20 protein-coding genes are annotated in these 25,576 nt (G+C 47.8%); 5 read left to right on the forward strand and 15 right to left on the reverse strand.

The genetic code is table 11. The features are described 5' to 3' along the window. Positions 1–24: 24 nt before the first annotated feature. The 13 genes from HF638_RS15190 to HF638_RS15250 form a co-directional block, all read right to left on the reverse strand. Entirely contained in the window at positions 25–1,347 is a 1,323-nt protein-coding gene (locus tag HF638_RS15190; RefSeq protein ID WP_169480960.1) for a 5'-deoxyadenosine deaminase, read from the reverse strand. Between the two features lie 95 nt (positions 1,348–1,442). Continuing rightward, entirely contained in the window at positions 1,443–3,038 is a 1,596-nt protein-coding gene (gene ggt / locus HF638_RS15195) for a gamma-glutamyltransferase (protein ID WP_169480961.1), read from the reverse strand. Next, positions 3,032–4,273, reverse strand: coding sequence for a pyridoxal-phosphate-dependent aminotransferase family protein (locus tag HF638_RS15200; protein WP_169480962.1), 1,242 nt, complete (start codon positions 4,271–4,273; stop codon positions 3,032–3,034). Before HF638_RS15200 ends, ggt begins: the two co-directional genes overlap by 7 nt. A 6-nt stretch (positions 4,274–4,279) precedes the next feature. Then, a complete protein-coding gene (locus HF638_RS15205; RefSeq protein ID WP_169480963.1) occupies positions 4,280–5,587 on the reverse strand; it encodes a Zn-dependent hydrolase in 1,308 nt (435 codons plus the stop codon). Then, complete coding sequence (gene allB, locus HF638_RS15210; protein ID WP_169480964.1) at positions 5,584–6,987, reverse strand: allantoinase AllB; 1,404 nt, start codon at positions 6,985–6,987, stop codon at positions 5,584–5,586. The genes HF638_RS15205 and allB overlap by 4 nt, the downstream gene beginning before the upstream one ends. A gap of 43 nt (positions 6,988–7,030) precedes the next feature. Next, positions 7,031–7,408 (reverse strand): hydroxyisourate hydrolase, encoded by a 378-nt coding sequence (gene uraH / locus HF638_RS15215; RefSeq protein WP_169480965.1) that lies wholly within the window; start codon positions 7,406–7,408, stop codon positions 7,031–7,033. Next, complete coding sequence (pucL, locus tag HF638_RS15220) at positions 7,408–8,913, reverse strand: factor-independent urate hydroxylase (protein WP_169480966.1); 1,506 nt, start codon at positions 8,911–8,913, stop codon at positions 7,408–7,410. Before pucL ends, uraH begins: the two co-directional genes overlap by 1 nt. 248 nt (positions 8,914–9,161) lie before the next feature. Next, complete coding sequence (locus tag HF638_RS15225; protein WP_169480967.1) at positions 9,162–10,784, reverse strand: PucR family transcriptional regulator; 1,623 nt, start codon at positions 10,782–10,784, stop codon at positions 9,162–9,164. 220 nt (positions 10,785–11,004) lie between these two features. Then, positions 11,005–13,749 carry a CHASE3 domain-containing protein gene (locus HF638_RS15230; RefSeq protein WP_248278165.1) on the reverse strand — a complete coding sequence of 915 codons (2,745 nt, stop codon included), beginning with the start codon at positions 13,747–13,749 and terminating at the stop codon, positions 11,005–11,007. Between the two features lie 178 nt (positions 13,750–13,927). After that, entirely contained in the window at positions 13,928–15,316 is a 1,389-nt protein-coding gene (gene fumC, locus HF638_RS15235) for a class II fumarate hydratase (RefSeq protein WP_076250332.1), read from the reverse strand. A 133-nt stretch (positions 15,317–15,449) separates the two neighbouring features. Continuing rightward, entirely contained in the window at positions 15,450–16,460 is a 1,011-nt protein-coding gene (locus HF638_RS15240) for an aldose 1-epimerase (protein ID WP_169480969.1), read from the reverse strand. 179 nt (positions 16,461–16,639) lie between these two features. Continuing rightward, positions 16,640–17,449, reverse strand: coding sequence for an MBL fold metallo-hydrolase (locus HF638_RS15245; protein WP_062834815.1), 810 nt, complete (start codon positions 17,447–17,449; stop codon positions 16,640–16,642). Between the two features lie 180 nt (positions 17,450–17,629). Then, on the reverse strand, positions 17,630–17,896 hold the full coding sequence (locus tag HF638_RS15250) for a hypothetical protein (protein ID WP_348982110.1): 267 nt from the start codon (positions 17,894–17,896) through the stop codon (positions 17,630–17,632). 240 nt (positions 17,897–18,136) lie between these two features. Here HF638_RS15250 and HF638_RS15255 point away from each other — a divergent pair, with 240 nt between their 5' ends. The 4 genes from HF638_RS15255 (at position 18,137) to HF638_RS15270 (ending at position 22,460) form a co-directional block, all read left to right on the forward strand. Further along, the gene (locus HF638_RS15255) at positions 18,137–19,369 is read left to right on the forward strand and encodes an aminopeptidase (RefSeq protein WP_169480971.1); all 1,233 of its coding nucleotides are present in this window, start codon (positions 18,137–18,139) and stop codon (positions 19,367–19,369) included. 89 nt (positions 19,370–19,458) lie between these two features. Then, positions 19,459–20,691 carry an aminopeptidase gene (locus HF638_RS15260; protein WP_169480972.1) on the forward strand — a complete coding sequence of 411 codons (1,233 nt, stop codon included), beginning with the start codon at positions 19,459–19,461 and terminating at the stop codon, positions 20,689–20,691. A gap of 247 nt (positions 20,692–20,938) precedes the next feature. Continuing rightward, positions 20,939–21,529, forward strand: coding sequence for an RNA polymerase sigma factor (locus HF638_RS15265; protein ID WP_169480973.1), 591 nt, complete (start codon positions 20,939–20,941; stop codon positions 21,527–21,529). Beyond that, positions 21,507–22,460, forward strand: a complete 954-nt coding sequence (locus tag HF638_RS15270; RefSeq protein WP_169480974.1) for a hypothetical protein — start codon at positions 21,507–21,509, stop codon at positions 22,458–22,460. Before HF638_RS15265 ends, HF638_RS15270 begins: the two co-directional genes overlap by 23 nt. Positions 22,461–22,462: 2 nt before the next feature. On the opposite strand, the gene HF638_RS15275 is transcribed toward HF638_RS15270, so the two are convergent. Beyond that, complete coding sequence (locus HF638_RS15275; protein WP_169480975.1) at positions 22,463–22,975, reverse strand: hypothetical protein; 513 nt, start codon at positions 22,973–22,975, stop codon at positions 22,463–22,465. 232 nt (positions 22,976–23,207) lie between these two features. Between HF638_RS15275 and HF638_RS15280 the strand changes: the two genes are divergently transcribed. Beyond that, the gene (locus HF638_RS15280; protein ID WP_169480976.1) at positions 23,208–23,858 is read left to right on the forward strand and encodes a hypothetical protein; all 651 of its coding nucleotides are present in this window, start codon (positions 23,208–23,210) and stop codon (positions 23,856–23,858) included. 69 nt (positions 23,859–23,927) lie between these two features. On the opposite strand, the gene HF638_RS15285 is transcribed toward HF638_RS15280, so the two are convergent. After that, the gene (locus HF638_RS15285) at positions 23,928–25,244 is read right to left on the reverse strand and encodes a hemolysin family protein (protein ID WP_036613746.1); all 1,317 of its coding nucleotides are present in this window, start codon (positions 25,242–25,244) and stop codon (positions 23,928–23,930) included. Positions 25,245–25,576: the final 332 nt, after the last annotated feature.

Below are 25,576 nucleotides of genomic sequence, written 5' to 3' on the forward strand. Positions count from 1 at the left end.
TGGAATCGCATAAGCTTCCTTCGATCAGATGCGCTTCATTAATCTCGCAATGCTCTTATCCGACTCACGCAGCACAATGCCACGATCGATCGTCTGAATCTTACGATTTTTGAGCACGATACTTCCATCGATAATCACGGTGTCCACACAGCTTCGTGTTGCAGAATAGACCACGCGGGAATAGACATCCGTCTCATAGGAAGGATACGTGTGGAAATCATCCAGATCCAGCAGCAGCATATCTGCCTTTTTGCCCACTTCGAGACTGCCGATTTCCTTCGACATGCCGAGCACCTCAGCACCACCCATGGTAGCCATGCGCAATACCGTCCGTGCATCCATCACCGTTGGGCCATGAGGAATCTTCTGCATCAGCGCTGTGAGGCGCATCTCCTGAAACATATCCAGATTGTTGTTGCATGCGGCACCATCGGCACCAATCCCAACCGCGATCTGACGATTCAGCAGATCAGGAATATCGGCTACCCCGGAGGAAAGCTTCATATTCGATCCAGGACAGTGAGTGACTTTGACACCGCGCTTGCGGATGATCTCCTTCTCTTCCTCACTCAACCATACACAGTGGGCCAGCACCAATCTTGGGGTCGCCAAACCAATATGATCGAGATATACGATGTTGCGCATTCCGCGTTCATGTTCTACCAGTTCGATCTCTCCACGATTCTCGGAGGCATGGGTGTGGACTTTGACATGATATTTATTGGACAGGTCTCGCACCTCTACCAGCAATTCTTCGGTACACGATACTACGAAGCGTGGACAGAAAGCATACTGAATGCGTCCTCCGCCAAACCCGTTCCATTTTTCCAGCAGATCCACACTCTGTTGCAACGAAGTCGCTGTATTCTCACGCAGGGGTTCCGGAACCTCGTCGCCATGATCCATCATCACCTTGCCGGAAATGACCCGAATGCCGCTCTGTGCCATCGCCTGAAATGCCGAGTCTGTGTGATGTACCGTCTCCATATCCAGAATGGTCGTGGTTCCACTGGAGATCAATTCGCCGAGTCCAAGCATTGCCGAATAATAGACGGATTCCTCATCATGCGCTGCTTCCAGCGGCCAGATGCGTTGACGGAGCCAATCCATCAGTTCCAGATCGTCCGCACGTCCACGGAACAAGGTCTGACACAGATGAATATGCGTCTGGATAAAGCCTGGTAACAGCACTTTGCCGCGAGCATCAATAACCTGATCAGCCTCAACGTCGATGTGAGCTGCAATCTCCTTGATTTTGTTATCCTCGATCAATAGATCTCCGATGAACACTTCCTCTTCTGCATTCATCGTCACAAGCTGTGCGCCTTTCAGCAGGATCGTTCCCATGCCAATCTCCCCTATCTGTGTCTGTCTATATAGTTCAACTCATACATATTTACACTTGTACTCCGATGACAGATTAACCTTCCGATCGCTGTCTGTTACCATCCAATAGCCATTCCATCGCCCCTGGGGTCTGCTGCACCGCTAATCATGCCATCCTCACGAATGACAATGCCTTGCGACTGTCCCATAATCCCGTCCCATGGTGCTCTGGCTTCAACGTTATGTCCCCACTGGGCAAGGGTCGCACATACGTCATCATGATATCGGTTCTCCACACGCATCGTATCGCCTTCTTCACCCCAGGTACGTCCGTACACCCAACGCGGCAGGCTGATCGCTTCCTGAATGTTGAGCCCGTAATCAAGCACTCCGGTAAGCACCGATAATTGTGTCTGCGGCTGGCCTTCTCCTCCCTGCGTACCTACGAGCATATAAGGTTTGCCATCTCGTGTAACGAGGCCCGGCATGAGGGTATGGAATGAGCGTTTGTTCGGTTCCAGTACGTTGGCATCTCTCGGATCTAAGGAGAAAAAAGACCCCCGGTTCTGCATGATAACCCCCGTATCCCCCGGAACATACGCTGCACCGAAGTCAAAATACAGGCTTTGGATGAATGAAACTGCATTGCCTTCGCTATCAACCACCGCTGCATACGCCGTGTCCTGACCTATCGTTTTAGACAAAAATGGTTGTGCCACAGGTGGAGCAGACTGAATCTCATTCCACAATTGGTCTCCGTAACTCTTGGACAACAGAAGATCCAGCGGAATGTCCCTGAAATCAGGGTCCGTCAGATAACGATCACGATCACGAAACGCCTTTTTCACCACTTCCGCCATCAGATGATAGAATTCCGGTGAGGTACGTGCTACAGAGGACAGATCCGTATGCTCCAGCATATTTAACATCATCAGCATCGAGAATCCCTGCGAGTTGGGCGGCATCTGATGAACTTCATAGCCACGATACTCCGTGCTAACGGGTTTCACCCACTCGCCACAATGCCCTGCAAAGTCTGCTGGGGCAAGCATGCCCCCATCCTCACGAATAGCCGAGGTCAGACGATCCGCAAGCTCCCCTGTATAAAAAGCATCTCGCCCTCCCGTCTGAATCAGACGAATGGAGTTAGCGAGTTCAGACTGGATCAGCAGCTCTCCTTCCTGCAAAAGTGTACCCGAAGGGGCAAATACCGCTCGCAGCGGTGTATGACCCAGTATGAAATCTTCATCCCTTTCCATCCATAGGCGGAGATTTCGGGATACAGGGCATCCTTTTTCTGCATACTGCGCGGCAGGTTCAAGCAATTGCTCCCACGGTAGCTTTCCGTACCGAGACCATACTTCCCACCAAGCATCCACCATTCCCGGAACCGTAATTGCACTAAGTACACCGCGCTGAGGGATGGCATTCATGCCCATCGCTTTGAACGTATCGGCATGAATGCCTGCGGCTGATCGACCACTTCCGTTATAGGCGGTAATCTCACCGCTGGCTCCATCATGAATCAGGAAGAAGGCGTCCCCACCAAGTCCGGTCATATGCGGATATACCACACCCAGTGCTGCACTGACCGCAACAGCGGCATCATAAGCATTCCCGCCTTGCTGGAGGATGGAACTTCCCACTGCACTCGCCAGATAATGAGGAGAGGTGACCATGACCTCTCTGGAGATTGGCATTTGGTTTAACATAAGGCGCCCTCCTTCCCTGCATACACATCCATCGCTGCCTGCACCGCTTCACCGGCTGGTAACACGTGACGATGACGTAATAGAACAGCTTCCAGCGCTCCCAGCACATGAAGTACGTTCTTGCGTTGGCAACTGAATCCCATCGTACCGATCCGCCAGATTTGCCCTTTCAACGGGCCGAATGAACTGGCGATCTCAATACTGAAATCGTTCAGCAACATGCTGCGCACCGACTCACCATCGATGCCCTCCGGAATAGTAATACAAGTGACCACCGGAAGTTTACTGGACATATCCCCATATAATTGCAGTCCCATTCCCTGAATTCCGGCGACCAATGCACGTTCATTCACAAGATGTCTCTGGAACCTGGCCTCCAACCCTTCTTGCAGCAGAATGCGTAATCCTTCGTGAAGACCGTAAAGCATGGAGGTGGCCTCCGTATGGTGGTTCAATCGTGCCGAACTCCAGTAATCCTGCAATTGGCTCAGGTCAAAATAATTGCTGGCAATGGTGCGGCCTTCTGCCCGCGCACTGGTTGCATCCCGCAGTCCGCGTTCAACTGTTTTGCGGCTCATCAGCTTCTGCTCCACACGACTGTTGTACGTGAGAGGTGCCATTCCTGAAGGAACGGACAAGCATTTCTGCGTGCCGCCCATCACCGCATCCAGATGCCAGGCATCCGTCTCCACGGGTGTGCCACCAATAGTTGCCACAGCATCTACAACGAGTAAAATATCAAGCTCGCGACAGGCTTTGCCAATCTCGGCAAGGGGCTGCATCTGTCCGGTGGAAGTTTCACCGTGAACCATCGCAACCAGACTCGGTTTATGGGCATGGATCGCCTTGATCACCTCTTCCGGATCAAATACCGTTCCCCACTCCGTTTCAAAAAAGACAACCTCGGCACCACAGCGTTCCGAGATTTCAACCAGCAGATGTCCGAATCGACCGTAGATCGGGACGAGAACTTTGTCACCAGGCTGGATCAGACTGACCAACACAGCTTCAATCCCTGAACGGGATGTACCATCTACCGGATAACACCACTCGTTGTCTGTCATATATAACTCACGCAGCATCGCCATCGTCTCGTTCATCAAGGATGTGAACTCCGGGTCAAACTGACCCAGGATTGGAAAGGATAACGCTCTGAGTACACGTGGATCAACCTCAACGGGTCCCGGGGTCATAATGGTCCGCAAGGACGGAGATAACTCTTTATAGTTGGACATCTGCATTCAACTCCCGTAACCGTATTTATAGAGTAGCCGGACCAGAACCCGAAAACCGCGCATCAGGTCTGCTTCAGCTGTATATTCAAGTGGATTATGACTAATACCATCCTGGCTCGGCACAAAGATCATAGCTGTTGGACAAGCAGGCTGGAAAATCTGCGAATCATGTCCCGCACCGCTTGGCATTGGCCAATAGGACAATTGCTCCTGCTCACAGATATCTTGAATGTCCGAGATTATCTGCGCGTTCATGGGTATGGGCGTGACAGATAGATGTTCTTCCCAGTCCAATACGAGCTGCTGCTCGGCTGCGATACGACTAAACGCCTGAAGCATATCCTGCCAGCAGCGATCAATACTTTCCTGCCGAATATGGCGGATATCCAGTGAAAACACCGCCCGTGCTGCAACCACATTCCCAACACCCGGATCGGCTGTGATTCGCCCAACTGTGGCTACCAGTGGTTCTCCAGCTTCCAATGCGATATTCCTTACCTCAGCAATCATCTCGGCTGCTCCGGCAAGTGCGTCCTTGCGCCAAGACATCGGCGTCGTCCCCGCGTGATTTGCTTCTCCGCTGACGGTAATACTGAACCGCTTCTGACCTACGATATCGGATACGACTCCAATCGAATGTCCAAGACGTTCCAGAACCTGACCTTGCTCAATGTGAAGCTCAATAAAGGCACCGTAATTTTTCGCAGCGGGTCTATATGCACTATCAGGTCCAAAGCCTGCATCGCGGATCGCTTGTGCAAAGGTAACGCCATCTTGATCCTTCAAATGCTCTACATCTTCCAGAGTCGTCATTCCTGTTATACTGCGTGAACCCCAATACGCGAAAGGGAAGCGACTTCCCTCTTCTTCACATAGCGATACCACTTGAAGTGTGCGCTTCGGTACTCCGAAATGCTTCTGTAAATACTCCAATGCCAGAACTCCCGCTACCACACCGTAAGCACCATCATATTTGCCGCCATACACGACAGAATCAATATGTGATCCGGTCACAATCGGTAATTCTTCAGCACCCGTCGCTGATTCCTTACCTTCGCCCTGGAGTGTGCCATACAGATTGCCGGACTGGTCAAATTCGGGAGACAGCCCTTTCTCATGCATTTTGGCAGCAAGGGCACCCTGTGCTTCACACCAAGCCGAGTCATACAACAGTCGTGTAACGCCACCCTGTGCATCCGCACCATATGTCGACAGCCATTCAAGCATGGCTTGCAGCTCCACCTGTTCCACATTCGGCAAAGGAAGAGGTGCGTTATTCGTACCGGATGACCCGTATACTCCTGACTCCGTCATGGCGTCTCCCCCGTTCCCGCCTCGATGGGACTAGAGGAGTGGGCTGCAATGTGCTGCCCAATAGGTTCAGGAGACAATCCGGATTCCGAGTTATACACCCGTTGCCCACGACAGAATACGTCTGCAATGCGGCAGTTAAATGTACGTCCCACATAAGGGCTCTGTTGATGCGTATAGAGCAGATCCTCCGTGTTCAGGGTTGTGCTTTTCTCCCAGTCAATCAGGACGAGATCGGCATCCTTGCCAACTGCAATCTCTCCTTTGCTCTCCAGACCAAGCCTTCTGGCAGGTTGCAGGGAGAGCACTCTTCCGAGTAACGGGAGGTCGATATTGCGCTGAAGATGTCCGTCCTCCAGCATGATCAGCAGTGTGCTTTGCGCTCCGGATATACCGCCCCAGATTTCAAAAAAGTTATCGGATTGTTTCATGGATGGCGGACATGGCGAATGGTCTGAGGCAATAACATCAATTAATCCTGACGTCAGTGCATCCCATAACTGCTCCTGTTCAGATGAGCTGCGAAGCGGTGGAGCGCATTTCGCTACAGCACCCAATCGGACCACATCCTGATCGGTCAGTGTCAGATAATGAGGGCATGTCTCCGAAGTGACGTCCTGCCCACGCCGTTTAGCCGCTGCTATCAAATCCAGTGCTTCCCGGGTACTAATATGCACAAAATGCAGCGCACACCCGGTCTGTTCACCATATTTCAACGCTCGGGCAACCGCGACGACTTCAGCTTCCACAGGACGCGACTGGACATAGTCCATCGGTTCAGTCTTTCCCTCAGCGATGCTTTTCGTGCCGAGTTCGGCAACCATGCTTTCGTCCTCTGCATGAAGTGCCAGCACACGGTTTAATTTTGCGATTTCATTCATTCCGTCCAGTAGCGTATGGTCATCGGCTCTGGCAAAGATATCTTCCCCTTCTCCACCCGGCTCGGACATAAATGCCTTGAATCCGGCTGCACCCAATCGTGACAGTGGAGCAAGTTCCTTACGATTGCCGGGAACCAAGCCTCCCCAGAAGGCATAATCAACATACGACTGGTCTGCGGCTGCTTTCTTTTTTATTTCCCATGCGTCCGGCCTTGTGGTTGGTGGTACGCCGTTAAGCGGCATATCGACATAGGTTGTGATTCCCCCTGCGGCAAGGGATGCCGATCCAGACCGGAATCCTTCCCAACTGGCGAGTCCGGGTTCATTGAAGTGTACATGAATGTCCACCACGCCCGGCATCACTGTAAGCCCCTCAGCTTCTATGATCCGAGTCGCTTCGCCAGCGGTCAGCCCCGTGGATATTTCTGTTATTTTTTCACCAGTAATGCCAATATCCAGTTGCTCTACCCGATCTTTCAGCACCACCCGGGCCCCCCGGATGATGGTATCAAATGTTGTCATATGAATGACCCTCCCCCTGAATCAGAACCAGATGTGTGCATGTTCAGCTTCCCCGGTATGTACTGTAACCTCCTGGAGCAATCAATAACGGAATATGGTAATGGCTTGAGGCATCAGATACGGCAAAACGAATCGGAACAATCGTCCATAATGCCTGGCCCAGCTCCTCCAACGAACGCTGTGCGTAATAACTCTCGACATGGAATTGAATCTCATATATCGCTCGCTCCAGCTTACCTCCATCCAGCAGCGGCGTATCCAAACGTCCATCCGCATTGGTCACCGACTCCGCAACTTTTGTCTTGCTTTCCTGCTCTCCATCCCTCTTCAGGGTATACAGCTCGATCCGAACACCCGCAGCAGGCACACCTTTGGATGTATCCAGTACATGAGTTGTAATTCGTCCTTCAGACATCGACATTAAACGTCACCTGCTTTCCCGGAGTCACGGCCGTCTGTTTCCAGATCATCTCTTGTCATCGAGAAACCCTGGAATCCATATGGCGGTCTCGGCTCGGTAAATACTTTGCCTTCCCCCTCTTTCACTTCCTCCAGCACCGTCTCCCAGGTCCGATTGTTGGATTCAAATGACACTTCACTAAGCTGCTCGAATCGACGTAACAGTCTTTGACCCATCTGATAGATCAGATGTTGAATGGAAGCGGATCGACACTCATGAAATACCGCAGCAGCCAAATCTCTGACCTGTTCCGCTGCTACATACCGTCCACGCTGATCATCTATACCATCTCTCGGGTCCTCATAACGCCAATTGATGTTCAGGAAAATAAATAACGGTCGATCCCATGTCTCTGGAAGAGTGGTATATTCATCCTGCATAAATCCGGCAAATTCACTGCCTTTGACCTTGATCAGTCTGAGATCGGCTACACCACTGAAATGGTTGCTTAGTTCAATTGAGTCTCCTGTTCGTTCTGCCTCTATGGCAGCCGTCGCCCGATCATTCTGCGAATAACGGAATACGAGTGCACTCGGTCGGTAATTCCCTTCCAATCCAATCGGTATATCTTCAAAAGGAATCTGGTCCGCTGTCATCTGAACCTTGCTCATCTGCGGATAGGTCTCCAGGAAACGCCGACTTACCAGCGCAAGAAACCCTTCCACCGTCGCCCCTGTGTAATCCGCTGCATGTCTAAGAATGAAATTCTTCATCGAATCGGTTGCCATCACCAGCGAATTATCCCCTTCTGCAAAAGAAGGCAAGAATTCATCTCCCTGCACAGCGACCTTAATGTTCAATCCAAACAGAATATTGCTGCGTCCCATAAACGGAGATTCCGGAATGGACTGTATCCCCGTCAACGGCTTGGCGTAGGAACGGTACATCCACACATCCCCTTTGCCGTAATACATGGTTCGCTGCTGTACGGCGGCTGGCTTGCTCACAAATTCATGTTCATGACCGATCTGTGCGAGCCACTGCTCCAAACGAATGCCCGCAATTTTGAATACTTCCTTCAAAGCAGTCTCGAATTCTTCTTCCCTGCCTCGACGATGACGTTGCCTCATGGATTCGAGGATGGAACTTGCAGTATGGCCTTTTACAGCCAATATGAATGGAAAGCCAAATTGGCTTGTATATGCTTTGTTTAATTGTAGAAGTTCGTTGTATTGTTCCCGTGACAGTGAATCAAGCCCTGCACCAGCCTGTTCTTGAACAGAGTTGCTGCTCATGCTGATTCGCGCTCCAAGATCCGGGTGATTTCGAAGCAGTTGCAACTTCACCTGGTCATCTGATGCCTGAACCACCTTCTTCATCACATTCATCATCTGTTCAAATGAATCGAAAGGTCGTGAAAGCCCGGAACGCTCAGCCACCCATGGTGATTCCTCAAATAAGCCGCCAAACGTATGCACGAACTGCGTGATAGACCAGTTGTTAACAAGTTTAATTAAGTCGCTCATGTTAGAACCTCCGGTCTGTTGTAGATTATTGTTCTTCATTCTAAGTGTCGTTCAATGTCGCGACAACAATATTTACGCAATTTTGTAATATAACATAACATCAGAGTTGTGATTTGTTTGCTATGCACGGGAAGATCAGCTTTTGTTGTCCTCAAACATGAACAAACCGCACTCCATCAAGGGAATGCGGTTCTTGGGGGTCTGGCCAGGTAGTATTGTCAGTATTGTCATGATGCACAATGTGCGATCTAGAGTTGAACATTGTGGGGTCTTGCAGCTACTTTGTCCCGCACAAACTTGCGGAAGGTGAATACCAGCTTTAACTTAAGCAGATCATTTGTCTTTTTAAAGTCCATTTGCAGTAAGCTGCCGACTTTCTCCATCCGATAGGTGACCGTGTTCCGGTGCACAAACAGTTGCTTGGCAGCTTCATTGATCAGTCCGTCATTCTCGATAAAGGACTCCAATGTATTCATCAGCACCTGATTGGGATCACCATCCCTGGCAAGTAACGGTTCAAGTACTTTATTGCAATAGTTCTCCATGATGTTATCCGGTACGTGTTGGAACACATAGGCAAATTCGAGCATTTCAAATTGCAGCGCACGATCTTTCATGCCGAACCGACGAGCCAGTTGTCGTGTATCCAGACACTCCTGGTACGCTTCACGAAGTGATTTGGGCTCATGCTTCATTTTGCTGATCCAGAAGCGCGGAGCCGGTGCCCCTTTCGCTTCTTGTGCTGCCAGAACATCACCGAACCGGTTCAACAGAAAACTCGACAGCTCCTCTCCATAATCTCGCCCTGTTGGACAGGTATAGATGGATAGAATGCCATCCTCGATCTGAAAATGCTGCGAGGCCGTGAATTGCATCAGTGGATTGTATTGCAACTCGCGATGAATCTGTTTAAGCAGCTTTCCCTCGGCAAACATGGTTGGCTCAAGCGTAATCAATACGCACTGATAGGTGCCCTGGAACAGATGTACACCTTTGTTCTCACTCATGGTGGTTAATTCCTGAACGGTCATTTTGTTATCCAAATACTGTGAAAGCAGTGTACGCATCTCATCCTGCACAGTCGGGTTAATATGCTCACGATAAGTCATATCCATATAGAATGCCAGCACATCAGCAGCCTGCTGAAACAGCTCTTCTTCTGCTCGAAGCGATAGGGCTGAATCCGTAAACACAAGCAACGATCCGTACTCTTCATCATTCTGCTTAATCGGTACGCGATGACAGCTCCCTTGATTCCATTTCACTCGGTGCATGACAGATTTCCAAGGCCAGCCTTGAGTTACGGCATCCCCTGCAATGCCTTCACTGCCATAGAGCACATGTCCACGAGATCCAATGACGGCAAGCGGATAGTTCAGTACCGTGGCTAGTTCCGCGAACACATTCCGATGCGGCTGCTGTTGCAGCGCAAACTGCATTAATTTCTTCTGTTTCTGCACGACCTCATGCAGTAATCGGTTACTGCGTTCATGTTCAGCCTTGAACAAGGCATTCATCTGATCGGAAAAAGTGAATTGAAAAGGAAGCTCAAGCAGCGGTAACCGAAGTCGATCGGCTTCCTCGACAATGCCTTGGGGAATGGACTGCCAGAAGCGTCCCAGCTTGATGCCGAGTCCTGCACAGCCGCGTTCATTCAAGCGTCGCATCAAACGTAGTGCATCCGTCTCACTGTCTTTCATAATAAAAGCGGTGGTGAACAGCATTTCTCCGGATTTGATCCAATCCGCGATATCAGGAGCGTCCATGACGTTAACGGATTTCATCATCCGTGAAGTCCCTTCTCCACCCGCAACCAGTTTGGCCTCTGACAACGGGTATACCTGTAAAGCCTCTTTGACCGTAAGTTGCATGGACACTACCTCCCATATATATAACACTAAATCGTGTTATTGTCGTTTCTACAGACTAAATTCTGGATTATCCTTCTAATTAAATCTATATTCATCCATTTATTTTTGTTTATTGTTAAGTATTATAACATCAAATTCCAGAATAAAGCTTACACGCAAAAAAAATAAAACCTATGACCTAATTACAGCGCACTCTCCTGTAATCGGCATAGGTTTCATATCAGATTTCCAATGTTTCGTGATTGATCCATAATTTCATACGGGATAATACATCTTTGATATTCAGTGGCTTGCTGAGATAGTCCGAAGCACCTGCTGCAATACATTTCTCCCGATCCTCTTTCATGGCCTTGGCTGTCAGCGCAATAATCGGAAGCTGAGTCAGACCAAGCCGTTCACGGATCTGGCGAGTTGTCTCATAACCATCCAGTTCCGGCATCATGATATCCATCATGATAATATCAGGTTTGACTCCTCCACGCTCCAACAATTCCAGACACTCGTATCCGTTCTGCGCTGAAATGACATTCATGCCGTATTGCTCAAGGGCGTTAGCCAGGGCATATACATTACGTATATCATCATCAACGACAAGCACTTGGCGTCCGCTGAGCAACGCTTCTTCCAGAGGTGTTAATAACACGTCCGATGGAGCTGTGGTCAATGAAGGAAGTTTGTTGATCTCAGGTGTGGTGCTAGCCACCTCATTCAGGAACAGCCGAGATGCTTGCATCGTCTCAGGTTCATCTCTTCGCAGCGGCAGGAACAGCGTGAACACACTGCCATGTCCTTCACGGCTTGTTGCCGAGATTGAACCACCTAACAGGGTCGCAAGCGATTGAGAGATGGACAAGCCCAGCCCGGTCCCCCCGTATTTACGCGCTGTAGCTCCATCCGCCTGTTTGAAAGCATCGAAGATCTGCAGAAGTTTATTATCTGCAATCCCGATCCCTGTATCACTGACGGAGAAAGCAATCACGTCTGTTTCTTGGCCTTTCGCCTCAGGGTTCGCCAGACTCATTCTGGAGATGGTTAAGGCAACTTCACCCTCACTGGTGAACTTGAATGCGTTCGAGAGCAGATTTCGGAGAATCTGATGCAATCTCATCTCATCGGTCACGATGGTTTCCGGCAAAGGACTTTGGAGCTGAATCCGGAAATCTATTCTTTTCTGCTCAGCTGTTTTCAGGAAATACTGATTCATGATTTCAGGCAGACTGCCCAGGTAAACATCATCGAAATCCACTTCCATCTGCCCGGCTTCCACCTTGGATAGATCGAGAATATCATTGATCAGATTAAGCAGGTCTTTGCCTGATTTGTGAATGACTGAAGCATAGTTCTGCTCTTCACTATTCAAGTGTTGATTTTTATTTTCAGACAATATTTCAGATAAAATCAACATGCTGTTGAGCGGTGTCCGCAGTTCATGGGACATGTTCGCCAAGAATTCGGATTTGTACCCCGAGCTCGTTCGTAACTGATCCGCCACAACCGAAAGTTCATTGGCTGATGTCTCTGCAGCACTCTTTTGTATTTCCAGTCGATCATTAAGCATATGAAGCTCTTCGGTCTGCATTTGCAGCTCCTCTGTCTGAGACAGCATCTCTTCGGTCTGAGCCTGAAGTTTCTCTGATTGCGCCTGTAACTCTTCATTCAAAACTTGTGACTCATCGTACAATTGCTGTAATTCCATACGAGTGACGGTAGAGTGTAGTGAAACACCGAAAATCTCAGTAAGTTCTTGCATCAGCTTCATGTCATTCTCTTGCAGCGGATTCATTGACGCGAGTTCAATTACCGCAATCGTTCTGCCTTCGAACAGGACCGGCACAACGGTAAGTGATGTGGCAGATGCATGTCCGAGACCCGACGAGATTCGGATATAGTTTTGAGGCAAGTCATTCATGCGCAAGACTCGCTTCTCGACAGCACTTTGTCCGACAAGTCCCTCACCCGGGGCAAGCGACACTTTACCGAGCGAACGTTCTTTCTCTCCATCCGCAGCATATGCAGCCACGCGCAGCAGTCGATTGTCTTTCAAATAATATAGGACGCTATAAGGCACTTCAAAAAGAATGGCAAGTTCGTTCAGGAACAAGCGTGACAATCCCTCTAGATTGGTCGGGTTCTGCAAAAGTGTGGCAATGCCCGTAATCTGATCCTTGATTCGATTCTGTTCCTGCACTTCATCCAGCAACTTGTTCGTTTCATTCCCCAGATCACCCACTTCGTCACGTGTACGCACCTGAATTCGCTGCTTCAGGTTTCCACCTTTAGAAATATCACTGATCGTGTGCATGACATCTCGTAACGTTTTGACAATATTCCCTGAGATTACGATCGCAGCGGTGATTGATAATGCTGCAATAACACCCCAGAGCGTATACATAATTGTCAGCAGTGTGGAACTGCGTGCGGCAAGATCAGTTACCCTTGCTTCCGTCAGAGCAATTTCGGTGCTACGGAAGGTCGCGAGCTGGGATCTCAACAAATCAATTTCCGTTTTACCAGGATCAGATTGGAAGAATGCAATTACCTGTGCTTGATCCCCTTGCTTTTTCAAGTTTACGGACGGTTCCCCAGCGATCTCAATCCAGCGTGTAATATGTGATTTGATATTTTGCAGACTCTGCTGCTGTGAAGGATTGTCACTTATGAGAGCATTCAACTGATCATAGTTGGAACTCCATTGGGAGAGGCCTTGGGAATAAGGCTCCAGGTAACTTTCATTGCCTGTAATCATGAATCCACGCTGTCCTGTTTCCATGTTCAAGACATTTTTTTCAATCGCGTTGGTCAGATTATGTACTTCCAGATCATGATGGCTGATAAAATCATTTTCCTTCTGTAACACATTAATTTGGGCTGTAAGCACTAACAAAACAGCACCAAATAAAACTACAACCACAAGATAGCCCAATAGAATTTTGGAGCGTATCGTAAATCTTCTCGTTTTTGACAACGCGGAAACCTCCAAATATATACGAATCCCATTCACGTACATTAAAACAGTTGCATATGTAGTTTATATGTATACGTATAGTCTGACAAGCTTTAAGTTCATCCATTTGTATTAGAAAAACGACCTGCTTATGCAGGTCGTCATCTTCATCGATCTATATTACTCATTCATGCTGATTTTAGGCCTTTGGAGCGATCATTTTAGCTGGATCGACATATTGATCAAATTGCTCTTCCGTAAGCAGGCCTGTTTGTAACGTCGCCTGTTTCAAAGACAAACCTTCTTTATGCGCAAGCTTTGCAATTTTGGCTGCATTCTCATAACCAATATGCGGATTAAGCGCGGTAACCAGCATAAGCGAATTGTTCAGATTATGTTCAATCTGATCCAGGTTAGGCTCGATGCCTACGGCACACTTGTCATTAAACGCAATAATGGAGTCCGCCAGCAGTTGCACGGATTGCAGGAAGTTATAGATGATAACCGGTTTGAATACATTCAGTTCAAAATTACCCTGACTCGCCGCGAATCCAATCGCTGCATCATTCCCCATGACCTGCGTAACCACCATGGTAATAGCCTCGCTCTGAGTTGGGTTGACTTTACCTGGCATAATGGAGCTGCCTGGCTCATTCTCCGGAATACGGATTTCTCCCAATCCACTGCGGGGGCCACTGGCTAACCAGCGAACATCATTGGCGATTTTCATCAAATCAGCTGCAAGCGCTTTAACCGCACCGTGCGCATACACAACTTCATCATGACTCGTAAGTGCATGGAATTTGTTTGGTGCAGATACAAAATCTTTACCTGTATGCTTGCCAATCTCCTTGGCAGTGAAGTCCCCGAAGTCCGGATGAGCATTGATTCCGGTTCCCACAGCTGTACCGCCGATGGCAAGTTCCTTCAGGTACTGCACACTTTCACGAATCATACGCTCGCTCTTGCCCAACATGGCTTCCCAACCACTAATCTCCTGACCGAGCGTAATCGGTGTTGCATCCTGGAGGTGGGTACGTCCAATTTTGATAATATCCTTGAATGCATCCGACTTGTCTGCAAAAGTGGCTTTCAATACCGCGATTGCTGGCAAAAGTTGATCCTCAACAGCCAGAACACCTGCGACATGCAGAGCCGTTGGGAATGTGTCGTTAGAGCTCTGGGACATGTTCACGTCATCATTTGGATGCAGACGCTCTTCCTTGCCCTTCTGCTCCAGGAGTTGGTTACCCAGATTAGCAATGACTTCGTTCACGTTCATGTTGGATTGCGTTCCGCTTCCAGTCTGCCACACAACCAGTGGGAAATGGTCATCAATTCGACCTGCAATAATCTCGTCTGCTGCATAAGCAATGGCATCGGACTTGGCCGCAGATAATTTACCTAATTTATGGTTACTGGCCGCAGCACTTTTTTTCAAAATGGCAAGGGCACGTATAACTTCCATCGGCATATGTTCACTGCCAATCGGAAAGTTCTCCTTGCTGCGCTGCGTCTGAGCTCCCCACAGCCTGTCGGCTGGTACTTTCATTTCGCCTAACGTATCTCTCTCAATGCGGTATTCCACTTGCTTGTCCTCCTCCAAAAAGATGGTTTGGGTCTCTACAAAGCTTGTGTATCTCGTCATATTATACATGATTTACGAGCAGGTTTTCACCTTTTCGACAAAATTGTAAGCGTAGCGCAAAATGAACGTGAATTTATTTTTGTGACGCAATGGGATACAGTCGGCTAGTCTGTTCGAACAGTTCACCTGGCTCCAGACCGATCAATCCGATTTCTTCCGCCGGGATGCCTTCAACATTCGGGGCATTAACCAGGTTCATCTGTGGTTCAGGACAGAAGAATTCGCCGCCCATGTTATTGTTCCAGATCATCCAATGCTTGTACGATGTACCCACATCATATACCAGTTTGTCTCCAGTACGATGATCTGTAAGTTCCATATAGTTACGGCCATTCTGAGGTACTGCCGTGTAGTGATTATCCATGGCCGCAAAGAACGGACTAACCCCGTCTTTCTTCAATTGTTCTTCCTCAGGTGTAAGCGGTTGAAATTGTCCGGTTGGCAGCGAACGTTCATTCAATTCACGGCGTTGTCCAATCGTAATTTTGGCCGTGTAATCCGAGGATTGACTGTCCGGTGCGAACGGTACAGCGATCGCCGTGTGGAATGCAAACAGGTTAGGCATGTATTCGTTCCCGTTATTGCGAACGATCAATTGCTGCTGAAGTCCTTGGCTACTCAAAGAGTAACGAAGCGTTACCGTGAACGTAAACGGCAGGTACTGATGGAATGTATGTCCTTCTTTCACGTCCTGGCTAAGCAGCACATAACTCTCCAACTGGTCAGAACCATATCCCTCAACCTTCCACTCGGCATCATGCAAGAATCCATGCAGATGGTTACCTGTAGCCGGTTCATTCACAGGCAATTGATAGACTTTACCATTCCAGGGGAAACGACCATCCTCATAACGGTTCGGCGGAGAAAGAATCGGAATTCCATAGACCGCAGGTGCAGCCATAAACTCATCCATCTGATCCTGATTCGGCTCTCTCAAGTAACGGAATCCCTTTTCTGTATCACGGAAAGCAACGAGGTTGGCACCCACGCTTGGAATAACTGCCGCTTCAAATTGATTAAAACGAAGCCAGACGGCCGGAATCCCTCCAAATTGTTCTTCGAATGCTGCATTTTGCTGTGTCATCGTTATATGTACCTCCTGCATACTAAGGTTATATTATACGGCTCGACTATATCATGCCCGGGCACAAAATACCAATCTATGATAGAGAACAAATTCATGATTGAGCCTCAAAAAAGACATGAAAAAGACAGCTGCAAACGGCTGCGGCTGTCTCTGTCACCATTCTTATTATGGTTCAATTAATCTACATATTTGCCGTGATCCGGCACGGTGCTCTCTTCAAAGTCCAGATCAAGCTGCTTGAGGGATTCACTTAGCATATCTCCGCTCAAGGCATGCCCATGCCCAGTAATGGCAAGTTTCGGCTCCAGATGCCTTATATGCTGAACAGATTGATGTGCAGCCTGCCAATCGGTTGTGAAATAGGACGGCGGGCCATGCAACTGTTTGTCCTGAAGTAACACACTCCACAGCGATTCCTGCTTCACCGTAATGATCGCGTCCCCTGCAATCAGCAAACGATCCGCTTCCCGAAACAGTGACACATGTCCAGGTGTGTGACCTGGCGTGTGCACCCATTCCCATCCCGATACGCCTGGAACGGAATGATCTTTCGGCAGACTGAATATCCGATCATCCAGATTGATTGCCTCATTGGGATAAGCGAATGACAATCTGGACATTAGACCTCCACCTACAGAAGGGTCCGCCGGAGGGTAATCTTTCAATCCCGTCAAATATGGAATTTCAAGCGGGTGCGCATACACAGGTACACCCCAGAATTGTTCCAGTTCAATAACGGTTCCTACATGGTCGAAGTGACCATGTGTCAATATGATCGCAGATGGCGGACCTTGAAAACGTTCGCTTGCAACCTGAACAATATGATCCGTGAACCTCGCCATTCCGGTGTCCACGAGGACCCAGTTCCTGCTTCCTGGCTCTCCGATGAACACGACATTAACGAATAGTGTACGCAGACTGAGAATATCGGGCGCGACTTCTTCAAGCCCCGTCAACCCTTCTGTAATCAGATTGTCAGATGCCATTCACGGTTACCTCCCATTAGGCGGATTGTCTCTCTGGTTCCATTCATCTCGTAGACTTCCCTTTTCTGGATCATCTATTCAATATTTCCAATAAAATAGACGGTATACACCCTGTTTCGGGCATACACCGTCTAGTATAGTCATCGACACGACACAATAGAACAAGAATATCTCAGCCAGTTAAGCCGGATAGGCCTCCAAAGCGGCATCGAGCAATTGATTGTACACATCGTCATCATTCTCAAGCAGCTCGTCCATACGAAGCAACTCATCTTCATCTCCGGATTGCTCCGTGAAATGCAAGCTATAGTCCCAGTCTTTTCCGTTCTTGCTCATGAAGGTAATCTCATATACTGACTTTTCGCCTTCTGTGCGGTAAACGGTATTTCCCACGTATCCTTTTTCACCTTCACGGCGCATTTCAGCACTTATAATTTCAATATTCACAATCATTCTCTCCTTTAATCTTTCATTTACAGCAGGTCTCCAACATTTCTGGTAAACCTAGTTTGGTAATTATTATTGGTTAATTGTACAATATATAACGTAGCAACGTATACCTTATTCAATGAAGGAACTCTTCTGAGTCCTTACATCGTTGTAATGAGGACTATAATACGTGTTTGAACAACATCTATAATAGCCAACAAGCTACGATATTATTATCACATTGGAGGAAAAAATAGCATGAATACTTTTGAAACGAATCTGCAGCAATATGCTGAACTGGCTGTTCAAGTCGGTGTCAATGTCCACCCTGGACAAACGCTCGTGGTTAACGCTCCAATCTCGGCAGCGCATTTTGTAAGACTAATCGTCAAAGCCGCTTACGGTAAAGGCGCCAAATTGGTTAAAGTAAACTGGAGCGATGAATCCGTTACACGTCTTCATTACGATCTTGCCCCTGATGAAGCCTTCTCTATTGAACCGAAATGGTTTGCAGCTGAAATGACTGAACTCGTTGAAGAAGGTGCCGCTATTCTGCACGTCATCGCTGAGAATCCAGATCTGCTGAACGGTGTAGCTCAGGAACGAATTATTACTAGCCAAAAAGTGCGCGGCAAAGCGCTCGAAAAATATCGTTCTTATCAGATGGCTGACAAATTCAGCTGGTCCATCGTAGCCGTTCCTTCTCCTGAATGGGCAGCTAAAGTGTTCCCGGATCTGCCGGAAGCACAACAAGTGGATCGCCTGTGGGACGTTATTTTCAAAACAGTACGGATCGGTGAACAGGATGCTGTTGCCGAATGGAAAACCCATTTGCAAAACCTCGATTCCCGCGCTGATCTACTGAACAACAAGAAATACAAGAAGCTTCACTATACAGCTCCAGGCACAGACCTGACGATCGAACTTCCAGAAGGCCATATCTGGGTATCCGGTGGAAGTGTGAATGAGCAAGGACATGTCTTTATTGCCAATATGCCTACCGAAGAAGTATTCACAGCTCCACTGAAAACAGGTGTTAACGGCACAGTACGCAGCACGAAACCACTGAGCTACGGCGGCAACCTGATTGACGGATTTTCCCTTACATTTGAGAACGGTCGAATCGTAGATTACACCGCTGAGCAGGGACTGGATGCGCTCAAAAACCTAATCGAGATGGATGAAGGTGCACACTATCTGGGTGAAGTAGCCCTCGTTCCACATCAGTCACCGATTTCCGATACGAATATTCTGTTCTACAATACCTTGTTTGATGAAAATGCCTCCAACCATTTGGCGATCGGTAATGCCTATGCCTTCTGTTTGGAAGGTGGTAAAACGATGTCCAAAGAAGAGTTGATTGAACGTGGCATGAACTCCAGTCTCACTCATGTAGACTTCATGATTGGATCTGGAGAAATGAACATCCACGGTGTAACTTCCGAAGGCACGGAAGAGCCGATCTTCCTGCAAGGAAACTGGGCATTTTAATCCCGTTTGATGTGATTAGGAGAGAGGAGATTACTCCTCTCTTTTCCTGCGTCAACAGATTTAAAATTCAATCATTGGAGGGAACGTATATGTTAAGTTTTGAACAAAAACTGGATCGTTACGCTGAACTTGCTGTAAAAGTAGGCGCTAACGTACAACCAGGGCAAGTATTTGTCATCAGTGCGATGATTGATACCGCTGAATTCGTACGCCTGCTGGTGCGCAAAGGGTACGAAGCTGGCGCCAAGCAGGTTATTGTAAAATACGGAGATGAAACCGTCAATCGATTGCGGTTTGAGATGGCCCCTGAGAAATCCTTCCAAGAGCCACCGAAATGGCATGCGGCGGAGCTTGAAGAACTGGCGGCCAATAATGCAGCCTTCCTGACGGTATTGTCATCCAGCCCAGACCTGATGAAAGGCATTGACCCGGAGCGAATCTCGACCCATCAGCGTACATTTGGTCAGGCGATGGCCAAGTACCGTCAGTATCAACAGGCTGATAAAATGAGCTGGACGGGTGTAGCTTGTCCTTCGCCCGATTGGGCAGCTAAAGTATTCCCGGATCTGCCGGAAGCTGAGCAGGTTAGCCAGCTGTGGGAAGCCATTTTCGCTGCGGTAAGAGCTGATCTAGAGGACCCTGTAGCGGCTTGGGAACAGCATATTGAACGATTGGAGACCAAGGCCGTTGCATTGAACAACAAGAAGTATCAAGCACTGCACTTCCTCTCTCCGGGAACGGATCTGACGGTTGAGCTTCCAGAAGGACATATCTGGGCGCAGGCAGGTAGCGTGAATGAGCAAGGTACCCCTTTTGTCGCCAATATCCCGACAGAGGAAGTATACACAGCTCCAGCCAAACTTGGTGTCAACGGTACAGTATCCAGCACCAAACCGCTCAGTTATGGTGGAAGCATCATTGATCGTTTCTCACTCACCTTCGAGAATGGACGCATTATTGATTTTCATGCGGAGGAAGGTCAGGATACGCTCGAAAGACTCATCTCCATGGATGAAGGTTCGCATTTTCTTGGCGAAGTGGCTCTGGTTCCCTTCCATTCCCCGATTTCTGAGAGCGGTATCTTGTATTACACCACGTTGTATGATGAGAATGCCTCCTGTCACCTTGCGATCGGCAGTTCCTATGCATCTAATATCCAAGGTGGCAAGACGATGTCTTCCGAAGAACTTGCCGCTCGCGGTATGAACACCAGTATCACTCATGTGGACTTCATGATGGGCTCTCCCGAGACGGACATCTACGGTATCACGGCAAACGGCGAACCTGAAGCTATCTTCCTTAAGGGAGATTGGGCATTCTAACGGTTACGGATGAGTTCTCCCCCGTAATGTATTTCCACTAAACAGTAGCAAAGGCTGTCTTGCAACCATGTGTTCATGGTTGGCGAGACGGCCTTTTATTAATTTTCAGCAAACTGTCCCAGAGGCTACATACGCTCTCCTCATCTGGTTTTTCTCGGACCAACCTCCCATTGTATCGTTTCCATATTATGTTGTAAAATGTAATGATACCAATGTTTGTGGATTGTTCACCAGAAAGGAGAACATCATGGCCAATCGGCTTCAGTTACTACTCGCCTCAGATTTCCATAATTTAGGCTCTGCACTTCAGGAAGAAGTGTATTATGAATATTATAATATGGTACATGGTCTTATCGTTTATATCATCAAGGAGCGTACTGCAGCAGAAGATATTATTCAGGAAGCTTTTATTAAAATCATCAAAAACAAACCCATTTTCGAAGACGAGGTCAAACTAAAAGCCTGGCTCAAGGTCGTCACGCGGAACACAGCTATTAATTATCTGAGAAAAAATAAAAATAACCGTAACCAAGTGGATACGGATAGTGTTTTTATAGATATGGAGACGATGAATCAGACCGCAGCTTCCGTGGAAAGCATGGTAGAAACGCAGATGATGCAAGAGTCCATTGAAAATTATCTCGAACAGCTCAAACCGGAATATCGTGTACTGGTGGAGTTACGGTGGAAAGAAGGTCTCTCCTATCGGGAGATGGCCGAACTGCTGGATACCTCCGAAGACATTGTGAAGCAACGCTTATTTAGAGCCCGTGGCAGTATCAAGAAGAAATTACATAAGGAATGGGGTGGAAGCATTGAGCAAAGGCAAGTCCGATAAGCATGTGGAGCAATTCGACTCAGATCTGGAAGACGAGTATTTCGATGCTGCGTTTGATCTGGCTTTTGATGAAGCTTTTCATCAGGCCGTCTCTGCCCCTTCCTCCTCCCATACCGAATCCATGCAGCAATCCTGGCAGAAGGTACATAGGGAAATTAACAGAATCGGTTTACGTAAAAAAAGAATACGTACCTTGCGGCTTTCCGTTGTCGTAGCTGCTTCCGTGACCATCGGGGCCGTTATTTTCAGCCTGCCGTCTGGTACGCAAGCGGTATCCCCATTCGTGCAATCCATCAAGGATTGGGGCAATGGCATGAAATCCATTATCATCGAGGATCGTACGACCCATCTTGGGGCTGATCCGTCAACAGCCAAAACGCCTCCACCACCGGAAACCAGCTTAGACGACATTCTTAAAGTACAAGAAGAAGAAGCTCTTAATACACCTTCGTATGAGTTATCGAGCCACCTGCTTCGTCCAGTACTTGTTACAGAAGAGATTGCACGCGATGGGTTCATGGGTGACTTTCTGTTATCCAATGCCATTCCCGAGCGATTCAACAAGGTCAAATTCGAACTCGTGCTCGATACTGAAAACCCTGTAAATCCAGACGATTATTATGAGTCCACACAAATGAGAGTTCAATATACCAGTGAAGGCAAGAGCATAGAGGATGAGATCATCCAGTTTGATTATGTCCATGTCATGCCTGGGGAGAAAATTGAAGGGGCCATGCTTCGTGATATGAGCACCGTAAAGCTGGCGGATGGCTCGGAAGCACTGATGTATATCGGCCCACCCTATAACTCCTTTCAGTGGATGATGGGTTCCAACAATATGAGCCTGTTTGGCACCCTTTCTGAAGAAGAAATGACTGCTATTGCCAACGATTTTCAAGAGCAGAAGTTTCCCGGCAGTACCCGCCGATAAGATCAAAATAACACGGTGCCAGAAACATGTTTGCTGGTATCCGTAGTACTTCCATCATGCGCTGTATGAATACTGGTAACGCGATAATAATATCCTGGCATAACGGTCCAATCCGATGTGGCATTCAGTAAGTTTGTTTTCGTTGCATTGTTGGAATTGTTTTTGAAAGTTACCCATGCTGTTCCTGTCCAGCGCTCAAGTCGGTAATCTACCGAAAGTGTCTTCACTTCCACATATGTCGCGGTCTTCGTATTGACGATGGCAGAAAGTCCTCCCCCAGGGATGAGTGCACCGACCGCCTGATAGATATGTCCTCGTTCCTGAGTGGTAGCAAGCGAATTGATGGATGGTTCGGGTGGCGGTGGAGCTGTAAGTGCACCAGAGGACACGTTGATTATCGGGCTTGCAACGGCTGGTTCGGACGTAGGTATAGCCAGGATTGTTGGCACTATTAACAAGACAACAAGGGTTATTTTTAGTATAGATGCTGCACTCTTTGTTTTCGTTTTCCGCATATTGATCCATCCTCCGCTTCCATACTTGATTTTGTGTAAGGGTATAAACGGACGGATCGGGTGACAGGTTTCAAAAAAAATTAGACGCTCCGATATTTCTGTCGGCAGCGTCTTTTGTCCTTTTTATACATTTCCAGTATTGTGAAACCTAAACTATTCCAGCCCGTATGTATTGGGTAATGCATGGTTGGAACCATATTAACCAACAAGATTTGCAAATGAGGTGTATAACTTGAGTGAATTTCAATCCGAATCCAGAAGGCATCGTCACAGCTCCAATCCGAATGAACTACATATCGAAGTTTCCGGCTCGTTCAAACGTAGTCTTCTTATCTTGGTGGGTGTGCTTACCCTCGGGACCTTAATATATTTCTTGGCTACAGCCCGGGAAAGCTGGATAAGCATGGGGATTGACCGCTATGTATTACCTTTTATGATCTGGGGATTTGCACTGTCTCCCATCCTTGCTTTTCTTCTCCTCAAGCAGAGTCGCCGAACCCTTTCCCATGTCAAATTTTTACGAGTTTTCGGGATTGCTTTCTGCCTTCTGCCTCTGACACTTCTGTTTTATGTGCTACCTGTAACACTTGGCATGGTGAATGATCACCTAACTCAGTATAAGCAAAATCCGGTGTTATCCACCACTAAGGTCGGGGACTACAATTCTTACGAGGTTACTTTCGTGGATACGCCTATGTACGCCATCATCACCATTAAGACACCGACAACAACCCAATCCACTCGAAAAAAGCTGAATATCCAGCATGATCTCGCTCCTGGAGAGAATGTTTACGTCACTTATAAGCGAATTTATATCAAAAATAGCTTTGTCACGGAGAATCGTTACGCCGATGTTGTCATTCATGTACCCAAAGAATCATGAGTATGCAAAGAAGCTGTACAATGACCATTGCGTCACCATACAGCTTCATTCGTTACAATTTTGATCTGGCTACGCGCCTTCTTCTTCAACCAATAGTTCCAGCTTAATCACATTCACTCGGGAAATCCGCTTATGCTCTGTCTCTTGAATGACAAATACATAACCCCCATACTCAACCGATTGACCGACCTCAGGTGGAATGGCATCTACTCTGGAGTATAGCCAGCCCCCGATGGTATCGTAATCGGCACGATCCATCTCCAGTCCGAATCGTTCGCTGACTTCTTCAATCAGCATCAATCCATCAATGGAGTATTCCATCTCATCCACTTGTTCAATGACAGGACGCTCATGGTCGAATTCATCCTGAATCTCGCCTACGATCTCTTCCATGATATCTTCAAGTGTGACAAGCCCGGAGGTTCCGCCGTATTCATCAATCAGAATCGCAATCTGTGTCTTGCTACGCTGCATACGCTTGAGCAGATCACTGATTAGCGTGGTATCTGGCACAGCAAGGATGGGCCGGATCACGGAGATGGTATCCGTAAGTTGGGATCGCATTAGATCCTTAATGTGAATAAAGCCGATAATATGATCCTTGTCTCCGTTATATACCGGATACCTTGTTCGCATACTCTCACTGGCAATCTCCAGATTCTCCAGCATCGACTCATTGGCGTTCAGACAGATCATTTCCGTCCGCGGAATCATAATTTCACGGGCGGTTGTATCCGTAAAATCAAATATATTATCAACAAGTGCTAATTCAGTGTTATCAATTAAACCGCTCTTATTGCTTTCTTTCATCAGAATGCGTATTTCATCTTCGCTATGTGCGGAGTCCATCTCCGAAGCTGGTGCCATTCGGAACAGTCTCAACAAACCGTTAGCCATACCGTTCAGTGCCCATATGAATGGATACATTAACTTGTAGAAGAACGTTAGCAAAGCCGCAGACCACAACGTGATCGTCTCAGACTTTCGAATCGCCATTGTTTTGGGAGCAAGTTCCCCCAGTACAATATGCAGGATCGTAATGATCACAAATGCAATGGCAATAGAGATTCCATGAACATAGACCGGTCCCAGTCCAAACGCGGTAAACATAGGCTCTAACAGATGTGCGATTGCGGGTTCTCCCAACCATCCAAGTCCCAGTGAAGCCAGCGTTATGCCTAATTGGCAAGCTGACAGATATGCATCCAGATTACGTACGATATTGGAAGCATAGATGGCATTTTTGTTGCCTGTTTCCACCAAAGCCTCAATCCGGCTTCCACGAACTTTCACCATCGCAAATTCCGCCGACACAAAGAAACCATTCATTAATACAAGTAAACCAATGATTACTAAATTTAAAATACTCGGTAAGGGGTCACTCAAATTTTCATCCTATTTGCCGTCATTCTTCGGCAAATAGGTCCACCTCCTTCGAAAATGTAGGATATTTGCCATTCTGCCGCTCATATGCAATTTCAACTTCCCAATGCTTCCACCTCCACCTTGTTCTGTCGAATAACAAAGATATGCTTCTTTTATTATATAATTCTACACTACACAGTCAATCCGTGTCCTATGACAACGAAATGGCACAAACGCCTTATTTCTTTAACAAAAGTAGCGATTACGCTGTTTTTTTAACATTTCGTAAACAATGAACTACACCAAAGAGAGTATCCAAGTTCATGCTTCGGCATGGCTGGTACTCTCTTTAT

The organism is Paenibacillus sp. SZ31 (assembly GCF_012912005.1).
In the GTDB taxonomy this organism is placed as follows: Bacteria; Bacillota; Bacilli; order Paenibacillales; family Paenibacillaceae; genus Paenibacillus.

Bases quoted from the DNA above. Each gene is read 5' to 3' on its own strand.
- HF638_RS15190 (WP_169480960.1), bottom strand. From the start codon at position 1,347: ATGGGAACGATCCTGCTGAAAGGCGCACAGCTTGTGACGATGAATGCA.
- ggt (WP_169480961.1), bottom strand. From the start codon at position 3,038: ATGTTAAACCAAATGCCAATCTCCAGAGAGGTCATGGTCACCTCTCCT.
- HF638_RS15200 (WP_169480962.1), bottom strand. From the start codon at position 4,273: ATGTCCAACTATAAAGAGTTATCTCCGTCCTTGCGGACCATTATGACC.
- HF638_RS15205 (WP_169480963.1), bottom strand. From the start codon at position 5,587: ATGACGGAGTCAGGAGTATACGGGTCATCCGGTACGAATAACGCACCT.
- allB (WP_169480964.1), bottom strand. From the start codon at position 6,987: ATGACAACATTTGATACCATCATCCGGGGGGCCCGGGTGGTGCTGAAA.
- uraH (WP_169480965.1), bottom strand. From the start codon at position 7,408: ATGTCGATGTCTGAAGGACGAATTACAACTCATGTACTGGATACATCC.
- pucL (WP_169480966.1), bottom strand. From the start codon at position 8,913: ATGAGCGACTTAATTAAACTTGTTAACAACTGGTCTATCACGCAGTTC.
- HF638_RS15225 (WP_169480967.1), bottom strand. From the start codon at position 10,784: ATGCAACTTACGGTCAAAGAGGCTTTACAGGTATACCCGTTGTCAGAG.
- HF638_RS15240 (WP_169480969.1), bottom strand. From the start codon at position 16,460: ATGACACAGCAAAATGCAGCATTCGAAGAACAATTTGGAGGGATTCCG.
- HF638_RS15245 (WP_062834815.1), bottom strand. From the start codon at position 17,449: ATGGCATCTGACAATCTGATTACAGAAGGGTTGACGGGGCTTGAAGAA.
- HF638_RS15255 (WP_169480971.1), top strand. From the start codon at position 18,137: ATGAATACTTTTGAAACGAATCTGCAGCAATATGCTGAACTGGCTGTT.
- HF638_RS15260 (WP_169480972.1), top strand. From the start codon at position 19,459: ATGTTAAGTTTTGAACAAAAACTGGATCGTTACGCTGAACTTGCTGTA.
- HF638_RS15265 (WP_169480973.1), top strand. From the start codon at position 20,939: ATGGCCAATCGGCTTCAGTTACTACTCGCCTCAGATTTCCATAATTTA.
- HF638_RS15275 (WP_169480975.1), bottom strand. From the start codon at position 22,975: ATGCGGAAAACGAAAACAAAGAGTGCAGCATCTATACTAAAAATAACC.